Source organism: Rhodococcus sp. no. 34, assembly GCF_054589475.1.
On record NZ_BAAILK010000046.1, the window covers coordinates 730883 to 739962 of the forward strand.

The following is a 9080-nucleotide window of genomic DNA, read 5'->3' on the forward strand; positions in this document are numbered from 1 at the left end:
AGCCCCATAGTAGGGCGACAAATGCTCCACCCAGCGTAGGCGCGACCATTGCACGCAGCTTGTACGGTCAGTCGAGCAGCACCGTCGAGAAGGTCGCGACCTGTCGGAACCCCACCCGCGAATAGGTCGACCGCGCAATCGTATTGAAGCTGTTGACGTACAGGCTCGCAATGCGACCGGTCGCCATGATCGACTCCGCTACAGCCGCTGTACCGGTCACGCCGAAGCCCTGCCCACGAAATTCCGGGTTGACCCACACACCCTGGATCTGGCCACAGCGAGCAGACATCGAACCGACCTCCGCCTTGAAAACGACCTGGCCGTCCTCGATGTGCGCCCACGCTCGACCAGCGGCGATCAGGCTAGCGACACGGTGCCGGTATCCGCGCCCACCGTCGTTGGCACGCGGGTCGACTCCGACCTCTTCGATGAACATCGCGATCGCGGCAGGCAGATAGATCTCGAGTTCGTCCGAGCGAACCTGCCGGACCAGTGGATCCGACGGGCACGCCAGCGGCTCGGAAACCGCGAGCAACGGCTGTTCGGGGCGAACCTCCCGCGCAGTTCCCCAGTCGAGCTCGAGCATCTCCCACAGCGGCAACGCCAATTCGGCGCGGCCGACCACCGACGAGCACATGCGCGGAATCCGACAGGCACGGTCGGCGAATGCCCGAATGTCATCCGGATCGCCTCGAAGCGGAACCAGGTTCGCCCCGGCAAAGCACAGTGAGGACAACGGCCCGCCTCGACTCCACAGCTCGCCGTGAATCATTCGTGGGTCGACGCCGCATTCTTCGACGCGCGCGGCAATCATGCAGGCCGCCACCGGATCGGCGTCGAGTACCCGTCGGACGTCTTCGAGATCTCGACTTCCGACCTGCTTGGCTCCGAGGAGTTTGAGCATCCGTCAACCCCCTCGACTCGACTGCGCGTCCACGAATATCACTACCCGATCATGATGCACTCAGATTGCCACGAACCTGACACCGACGGGGAAGATTCATCCGGCAATCACTCAACTCACGGTGACGACCGGCGCACCCTCCGAGGCGTCACCCTCCATGCTTTCGGCAATTTTCATCGCCTCTTCGATCAACGTCTCGACGATCTGCGCCTCGGGCACCGTCTTGATGACCTTGCCCTTGACGAAGATCTGGCCCTTGCCGTTGCCGGACGCCACACCGAGGTCGGCCTCACGCGCTTCGCCCGGTCCGTTCACGACGCAACCCATGACTGCCACGCGCAGCGGGATCTCCATGCCTTCGAGGCCGGCGGAGACCTCGTCGGCAAGTGTGTAGACATCGACCTGTGCACGGCCACACGAGGGGCATGAGACGATCTCGAGCTTGCGGGGACGCAGGTTCAGAGACTGCAGAATCTGGTTACCGACCTTGATTTCCTCGGCCGGCGGGGCCGAGAGCGAAACCCGGATCGTGTCGCCGATACCCTCCGCGAGCAGCGCACCGAAGGCGACCGCGGACTTGATCGTGCCCTGAAACGCCGGCCCTGCCTCCGTGACGCCGAGGTGCAACGGGTAATCGCATTTGGCGGCGAGTTGGCGGTAAGCCTCGACCATGATCACCGGATCGTTGTGCTTGACGGAGATCTTGATGTCACCGAAGCCGTGCTCTTCGAACAACCCGGCCTCCCACAGCGCGGACTCGACCAACGCTTCGGGCGTCGCCTTGCCGTACTTCTCCATCAACCGAGGATCGAGCGATCCCGCGTTGACACCGATACGGATCGGAATGCCTGCGTCACCGGCAGCCTTGGCCACCTCTTTGACACGGCCGTCGAATTCCTTGATGTTGCCCGGATTGACGCGCACCGCAGCGCATCCCGCATCGATTGCCGCAAAGATGTAGCGCGGCTGGAAGTGGATGTCAGCGATAACCGGGATCTGGCTCTTCTTCGCAATGATCGACAACGCGTCCGCGTCTTCCTGACGCGGGCAAGCGACACGAACGATGTCGCAACCGGACGCGGTCAGTTCCGCGATCTGCTGCAGCGTTGCATTGACGTCGTGCGTCTTCGTGGTGCACATGGACTGCACCGAGATGGGGAAATCGCTGCCCACACCTACCGTGCCGACCTGCAGCTGCCGTGTCTTGCGTCGAGGAGCAAGAATCGCTGCGGGTGCCGAGGGCATTCCCAGTCCGATAGGGATGGTCACGTCTGTGCCTTCTTTCATAGCTTCACTGCAAGTTTAGCCGGGCGATCGCCGCACTACCGCGCGGCAGCCGTCACCCTTCTCACACGGTCAGAAGATCTTGATCGGATTGACGATGTCAGCCGTGAGTGTCAGCAACATGAACGCGCCACCGATCACGATGAATACGTAAGTAATCGGAAGGAGTCGCGTGTAGTCGACCGGGCCGCCGGGAATCAAGCCTCGGCGGGCGCGGAACCAATCACGGATCTTCTCGTAGAAGACCACCGCGATGTGACCGCCGTCGAGCGGCAACAGCGGCAAGATGTTGAAAACACCGAGGAAGAAGTTGATCGATGCGAGCAGTCCGACGAACATCGGCCACTCGGCTCGATCTGCGGCCTCGCCACCGATCACGCTGGCACCGACCACGCTGATCGGTGTGTCCTGGGCGCGTTCGCCGCCCGTGATCGACTCCCACAGAGACCCCACCTTCGAAGGAATGTCAGCCAACGCCTTCACCGAGTCGACCATGATCTGGCCGGTGTAGTCGAAGGCTGCCGGAACAGCCGTGAGAGCGTTGTACTCGACCAGCGCCGAGCCCGGTCCACCGATTCCGACAGCGGATACTTCCTGCTTCACGGGAACGCCACTGGCCGAGTTCACATATCGCTGGACTCGTTCGGGCACGACCGTGATCGACAAGGCCTCTCCGTCGCGATCAACCGACAACACGATCGGACCATCCACACCTCGAATAGCTGCTGCCACCTCAGGGAAGGTGCTCGTCGACTTTCCGTCGACTGCGGTGATCCGATCTCCCGATTGCAGGCCCGCATCTCCCGCGGGGCCCCCACCCGAGCACTCTGTCAGCTCGAAGTTGCCGTCCTGGCCCAGCTGATCGGGGGCCACACACGTGACCTCTTGGACCACTGGCTGAGCGGGCTCAGTTCGGCCCCAGCCGAGAAGCAATGCGTAGATCAGGAGGAACCCGAGAACGAAGTTCATCGCGATACCGCCGGACATGACGACGACGCGCTTCCACGCCGCCTTCTTGTACATCGCGTGCGGCTCTTCTTCAGGCGTCATCTCGTCGAGGGCCGTCATGCCCGCGATGTCGCAGAATCCGCCCAGCGGCAGCGCCTTGAGGCCGTACTCGGTCTCACCTCGACGGAACGAGAAGATCTTCGGTCCGAAGCCGATGTAGTAGCGGCGAACCTTCATTCCCAAAGCCTTGGCCGTCCACATGTGACCGGCTTCGTGCAGGGCGATGGACACGCCGATGCCGAGGGCAAACAGCACTACGCCCAGTGCAAAAACCATGAAAGCTCTAGCCCTCCTGCTTCACGAGCTGACGCGCTCGTGTGCGTGCCCAGCCGTCTGCGGCCAGAACGTCGTCCACGGTAACCGGTTCTGCGGACCATTGACCTGCATCGTCGAGAACAGCAGCCACCGTGCGGACGATCGCCGGGAAGGAAATGACACCGTCGAGGAATGCCTGAGCCGCCACTTCGTTGGCCGCGTTGTAGATCGCGGTGAAGCAACCTCCGGATTTGCCTGCGCTTCGCGCCAGATCGACGGCGGGGAACACCGACGAATCGAGCGGCTCGAATTCCCAGGTGGAGGCGGTGGTGAAGTCGCATGCCGACGCCGCACCTTCGATGCGGTCCGGCCAGCCGAGAGCGAGAGCAATCGGGAGCTTCATGTCCGGTGGACTCGCCTGTGCCAGCGTCGATCCGTCGAAGAAGGTCACCATGGAGTGCACGATCGACTGCGGATGCACGGTGACGTCGATGCGGTCGTAGTCGATCCCGAACAGCAGGTTCGTCTCGATCAACTCGAGGCCCTTGTTGACCAGAGTTGCCGAGTTGAGGGTGTTCATGGGGCCCATCGACCAGGTGGGGTGCGCACCTGCCTGAGCCGGATTCACACTTTCGAGATCCTCGGCGCTCCAGCCACGGAACGGCCCACCCGAAGCGGTGAGAACCAACCGGGCCACCTCGTCGCCTGTTCCACCACGTAGGCACTGGGCAAGCGCCGAATGCTCCGAGTCGACCGGCACGATCTGACCGGGGGCGGCGGCTTTCGTCACCAGCGCTCCGCCGGCGACAAGCGATTCCTTGTTCGCCAGCGCCAGGCGCGCTCCCGAGTTCAAAGCCGCCAGTGTCGGTTCGAGTCCCAAAGAACCGACGAGCGCATTGAGGACAACATCGGCACCGCTGTCCCGAACCAGTTCTGTCACGGCGCTCGGTCCCGAACGGGCGGTTACCGATTCCAGCGCCGATGCCGCTGCAGGATCGGCGACTGCGACGTCCGTGACGCCGGTTGCACGAATCTGTTCGGCCAACAACTCGACGTTGTTGCCGCCCGCTGCAAGACCGACTACTTCGAAACGGTCGGGGTTGGCAGCGATGACCTCCAGCGCTTGGGTACCGATCGAACCGGTACTGCCGAGGAGGAGGACGCGGGTACGTGTGGTTTCCTGCACTCGCCCATTGTTCCTGATAACACCTGAGAACAACCTTATCGACGCCCAACTACGTACGACAGGCAGTCGTATGTCACCATATTGGGCAGTAGTGCAACCGAATGAGCAGGAGGATCGACCGTGGCCGATACCCAGTTGGACGTCAAGTCCAGCGCCCCCGTCGTGGTCTCGCACGTCGATGAGGCCGAGGTTCCCTCTGCCGCATGGGGGTGGAGTGGTGAAGGACTCAAGTTTTTCCGTTTCCTCGGATGGTTCTTCGCAATATTCCTGCTTCTGATGATGATCGGAAACCATCACGGCAAGGTCGAGGATCTGTGGCTCATCGGCACCGCCGGATTGATGATCTTCATTCTGGTCCGCGACATCGTGATCCGTCGCCGCCCGCGCTAGAGACCTGACAAAGAGAAGGCCTCCACGAACGAAAGTTCGTGGAGGCCTTCTCTTTACGTGTTCAGGCCTGGAACGTTTCAGTTCTCGGCTGCCAGCTGGCCACAGGCTGCGGCGATTTCCTGACCGCGCGTATCGCGCACCGTGCACGAGACGCCCTGGGCGATGACCCGACGCACGAACTCACGCTCGACGTCCTTGGGGCTCGCGTCCCACTCGCTACCCGGAGTCGGGTTGAGCGGAATCAGGTTGACGTGCACCAACCCGCCGAGTGCTTTCTTCAGCTTCTTGCCCAGCATGTCCGCGCGCCACGGCTGATCGTTGACGTTCTTGATCATCGCGTACTCGATGGACACACGGCGACCGGTCTTGTCTGCGTAGTACCGGGCAGCCTGAAGTACCTCCGACACTGACCAGCGATTGTTGACCGGCACAAGTGTGTCGCGCAGTTCGTCGTCCGGTGTGTGCAGCGATACCGCCAGCGTGACGCTCAGGCCTTCGTCAGCGAGCTTGCGGATAGCGGGAGCGAGGCCGACGGTCGAGACCGTGACGGACCGCTGAGACAGGCCGAGCCCGTCGGGTGCGGGCGAGGTGATGCGTCGTACCGCTGCCACCACGCGCTTGTAGTTCGCCAAAGGCTCGCCCATACCCATGAACACGACGTTCGAGAGGCGTCCGGGGCCGCCGGCGACTTCGCCGTCGCGCATGGCGGCCGCTGCCTCGCGAACCTGATCGACGATCTCGGCGGTCGAGAGGTTGCGGTCGAGGCCGCCCTGACCCGTCGCACAGAACGGGCAGGCCATTCCGCAGCCCGCCTGACTCGAGATACAGAGTGTCGCCCGATCGGGATAACGCATCAGGACGCTTTCGAGCAGCGTTCCGTCATGTGCCTTCCACAGGGTCTTGCGAGTGTCGCCCGAATCGCACGCGAGGTGCTTGATCGGGGTCAACAAGGTCGGGAACAGCGACTCCCCCACCTTCTCGCGCACCGATGCGGGAAGATCGGTCATCTTCTCCGGATCGGCTTCGAGCCGCGCGTAGTACTGACGCGCCAGCTGATCAGCCCGGAAAGCCGGAAGGCCGAGCTCTTTCACCGCTTCTTTGCGCTCGGCGGAATCGAGATCGGCGAGGTGCCGTGGAGGCATTCCGCGCTTGGGTGCAGTGAAAACGAGGGGAAGAGAGGCAGCCATAGTTACACCATTGTCCCATTGTTTTGGGGTGCTACCCCACTGCCACCCGATTGTGGCCGGATTACCCGTGCAACTTTGCGCAGGTTGCGTGATGATCATGTCATGTCAACCACACCAGAGGATCCGTCGAACTCCCCCGTGTACGGCCCCGCCGACGGTTTCGGTCCCGATCCGGAACTTCCGAAGGTGGGCGAGGACAAGGCAGTGGAAAAACACGATCCGGAACCGACACCGACGCCTGAACCGGTGCCGACCGGAACGTCGGTCACCGACCGAACCAGGGCTGCGACGACCTGGGTTGGCCTGGTCATAGGCGCAATTGTGCTGATCTTACTGCTGGTGTTCATCCTGCAGAACCTCGAGAGCGTCTCCGTCAAGATCCTCGCCTGGCAGATCGACTTTCCGCTCGGAATCACGATCCTGCTTTCCGCCATCGCGGGCGCGTTGATCATGGCGTTGGCAGGTGGCGTTCGCATCATTCAGATCCGGCGCGCAGCGAAGCGGCAGATGTGACTGAAATCTAGTTACGCAATTGGGTCGATCGATGGGCCAGCAGGCATCATTGATGTCGTGGAAATCACCGGAAAGGCCCTGATGTGACTACTCACATGGAGAGACCTGTGACCTCGCGAATTGCCCCGCAGCAGGCAAGATCCTGGCTCCTCGTCCCCGCGTCCAAACCGGACACCTTCGACGCCGCACTCGCGAGTGCGGCCGACGCCGTCATTCTCGACCTCGAGGATGCCGTCACCGCACCCGACAAACCAGCTGCCCGCCGCGATGTCGCCGCATTCCTGAGCGAACACAATCACGCCTGGGTTCGGATCAACGACGCCACGACACCGTTCTGGGAAGAGGATCTGGCCGTACTCGCGGGCCTCCCCGGACTCGAGGGTGTCATGCTCGCAAAGACCGAAAGCGGTCAGCAGGCCGACGCCACGGCCGAGCGACTTCCCGACGGCACCAAGATTCTTGCTCTCGTCGAATCCGCGGTGGGACTCGAGGCTGCGCCCGAGATCGCACGCACTGACGGCATCTTCCGTCTCGCATTCGGCAGCGGCGACTTCCGGCGCGACACTGGGATGGACGACTCCCCCACGTCGATGTCGTACCCGCGTTCGCGGCTCACCATCGCCAGCCGCGCGGCACGCATCGCTCCGCCGATCGACGGTCCCACGCTCGGCCCCGATCTGGATCTGCTCGCCCGAGACTGTGCGATCACCTTGTCACTCGGCATGGCCGGCAAACTCTGCATGACCACCGCGCAGACTGCCCCCGTCAACGCAGGACTGAGTCCGTCCGTGGCCGACGCGATCTGGGCTCAGAATGTCATCGACGATCTCGGCGAAGATGGCTCACGCGTGCGCGACGGCAGCGACTTGCCCAAGCTCGCCAAGGCGAAGAAGATTCACAAGCTCGCCACCCTGTTCCACATCCCCACCGATCACTGATTTTTTTACTACTGAATCGGTGCAGAAAACGTCAGGCGCTCAAGTTGGAGCGCCTGACGTTCGTCTTTTGAGCCGCCTTCACGCAAGTTCGAGTGATCGTGGTTTGGACCGAACATGGATCCGGTATCGCACCGTGAAGCCCAATCCCGTTACTTGCGAGAACGCACGCTCGGCAGTCTTCTCGGTGAACTCGATTCCGAGTACCCGCCGCATATCGTCTCGATTCTCGAACTCCCACCGGGTGTCGACGCGCGTGAGCGAGAACCCTTGAGCCTCGAAGAATCCTTCGACCGCCGCGGGATCGTATTTGGGCAGATCCGCCCTCATCCACTCTCCGTACGGGCCGGCGCTCACATCGAGATCCACGATCAGCAGGGCTCCCCCTGGCCTCAGGATGCGCATGGCCTCACGAATTCCCGGGCCGCAGCCTTTGCCGAAAAAGTACGCCGTACGGGCATGAACGAGATCGACTGAAGCATCCACCAGACCCGTGGACTCTGCTGAACCCTGGACTACGTCGATCGACGCCGAATCGCGGGTTCGTTCCCGCGCGGCCTTCACCAGCGGTGCATGCGGCTCCACTCCGACAACACGACGGGCAGTACGAGCGAACTCCGGTAGATGGAACCCTGCCCCACAGCCGACATCGACGACATCGCGTCCAGACCAGTCGACCCGGGCTCGCATCGCAGCCCAGAGGGAACCGTCGACGTCCTGCGCGCGGTTCTCGATTTCGTACACGTCCGGCCAATGCCAGATGTTCGGACTGGGGATCGGCTTGGATCGGCCGGAGAAGAAATCACGCACGAGAAATCAGACGAGTGCGTACAGAATCAGCCAGGTGACAAATGCCGACGGCAGGAGTGAATCCAGGCGGTCCATGATTCCGCCGTGACCGGGAAGCAAGGTTCCCATGTCCTTGATGCCGAGTTCACGCTTGATCTGCGATTCGATCAGGTCGCCGACCGTCGCGACTACCACCAGGACGACACCGAGCAGGACGCCGATCATCGAATTCGCGTCGAGGATCAACGTCACCGAAAGCAGACTGCCGATGACGCAGAAAATGAGGGAGCCGACGAATCCTTCCCAGGACTTCTTCGGGCTCACAGCCGGCACCATCGGGTGCTTCCCGAACAGCACTCCAGCCGCGTAGCCGCCGATGTCGGAGCACACGACACCGATCATCAAGACGAAGACGCGACCGGGGCCGTCGTCTTCGAGCACCATCAACGCACCGAATGACGCCAACAGCGGGATCCACGCCAGAACGAACACCGTGATGGAGGTGTCTCGCAGGAAGTTCTTCGGGGTCGCTTTGAGCCCGTGGTCGAACAACCGCCACACCATGCACACCAGAACGGTCGCGGTGAATCCGCTGAGCACCCCGACCGGTCCCCACGGCCAGCCGAGCC

The 9080-nt window shown here is 62.4% G+C and carries 10 protein-coding genes; 3 read left to right on the forward strand and 7 right to left on the reverse strand.

Annotated elements, in window-relative coordinates; translation table 11 throughout:
* Positions 1-67: 67 nt before the first annotated feature.
* The 4 genes from ACYP01_RS24625 to dxr form a co-directional block, all read right to left on the reverse strand.
* The gene (locus ACYP01_RS24625) at positions 68-904 is read right to left on the reverse strand and encodes a GNAT family N-acetyltransferase (protein WP_003942692.1); all 837 of its coding nucleotides are present in this window, start codon (positions 902-904) and stop codon (positions 68-70) included.
* Positions 905-1015: 111 nt separating this feature from the next.
* Positions 1016-2173 (reverse strand): flavodoxin-dependent (E)-4-hydroxy-3-methylbut-2-enyl-diphosphate synthase, encoded by a 1158-nt coding sequence (ispG, locus tag ACYP01_RS24630; RefSeq protein ID WP_007734888.1) that lies wholly within the window; start codon positions 2171-2173, stop codon positions 1016-1018.
* Between the two features lie 87 nt (positions 2174-2260).
* Complete coding sequence (locus ACYP01_RS24635) at positions 2261-3472, reverse strand: M50 family metallopeptidase (protein ID WP_459682912.1); 1212 nt, start codon at positions 3470-3472, stop codon at positions 2261-2263.
* Between the two features lie 7 nt (positions 3473-3479).
* Positions 3480-4637 (reverse strand): 1-deoxy-D-xylulose-5-phosphate reductoisomerase, encoded by a 1158-nt coding sequence (dxr, locus tag ACYP01_RS24640; RefSeq protein ID WP_003942815.1) that lies wholly within the window; start codon positions 4635-4637, stop codon positions 3480-3482.
* 120 nt (positions 4638-4757) lie between these two features.
* Here dxr and ACYP01_RS24645 point away from each other — a divergent pair, with 120 nt between their 5' ends.
* Positions 4758-5027: a DUF2631 domain-containing protein gene (locus ACYP01_RS24645; protein WP_003942762.1), complete on the forward strand. Its 270-nt coding sequence runs from the start codon at positions 4758-4760 to the stop codon at positions 5025-5027.
* Positions 5028-5104: 77 nt separating this feature from the next.
* Here the strand turns inward: ACYP01_RS24645 and rlmN are convergent, their stop codons facing one another.
* Positions 5105-6214: a dual-specificity RNA methyltransferase RlmN gene (rlmN, locus tag ACYP01_RS24650; protein ID WP_003942816.1), complete on the reverse strand. Its 1110-nt coding sequence runs from the start codon at positions 6212-6214 to the stop codon at positions 5105-5107.
* A 102-nt stretch (positions 6215-6316) separates the two neighbouring features.
* On the opposite strand from rlmN, the gene ACYP01_RS24655 reads away from it, so the two are divergent.
* Both ACYP01_RS24655 and ACYP01_RS24660 read left to right on the forward strand, forming a co-directional pair.
* Positions 6317-6727 carry a LapA family protein gene (locus tag ACYP01_RS24655; RefSeq protein ID WP_020969349.1) on the forward strand — a complete coding sequence of 137 codons (411 nt, stop codon included), beginning with the start codon at positions 6317-6319 and terminating at the stop codon, positions 6725-6727.
* A 95-nt stretch (positions 6728-6822) separates the two neighbouring features.
* The gene (locus tag ACYP01_RS24660; RefSeq protein ID WP_073512296.1) at positions 6823-7665 is read left to right on the forward strand and encodes an HpcH/HpaI aldolase/citrate lyase family protein; all 843 of its coding nucleotides are present in this window, start codon (positions 6823-6825) and stop codon (positions 7663-7665) included.
* Between the two features lie 78 nt (positions 7666-7743).
* Here the strand turns inward: ACYP01_RS24660 and ACYP01_RS24665 are convergent, their stop codons facing one another.
* Both ACYP01_RS24665 and ACYP01_RS24670 read right to left on the reverse strand, forming a co-directional pair.
* Positions 7744-8472, reverse strand: a complete 729-nt coding sequence (locus ACYP01_RS24665; RefSeq protein ID WP_125050863.1) for a class I SAM-dependent methyltransferase — start codon at positions 8470-8472, stop codon at positions 7744-7746.
* Between the two features lie 6 nt (positions 8473-8478).
* Positions 8479-9080 (reverse strand): phosphatidate cytidylyltransferase (locus ACYP01_RS24670; RefSeq protein WP_459682916.1); only part of this gene is annotated, 602 nt, incomplete at its 5' end.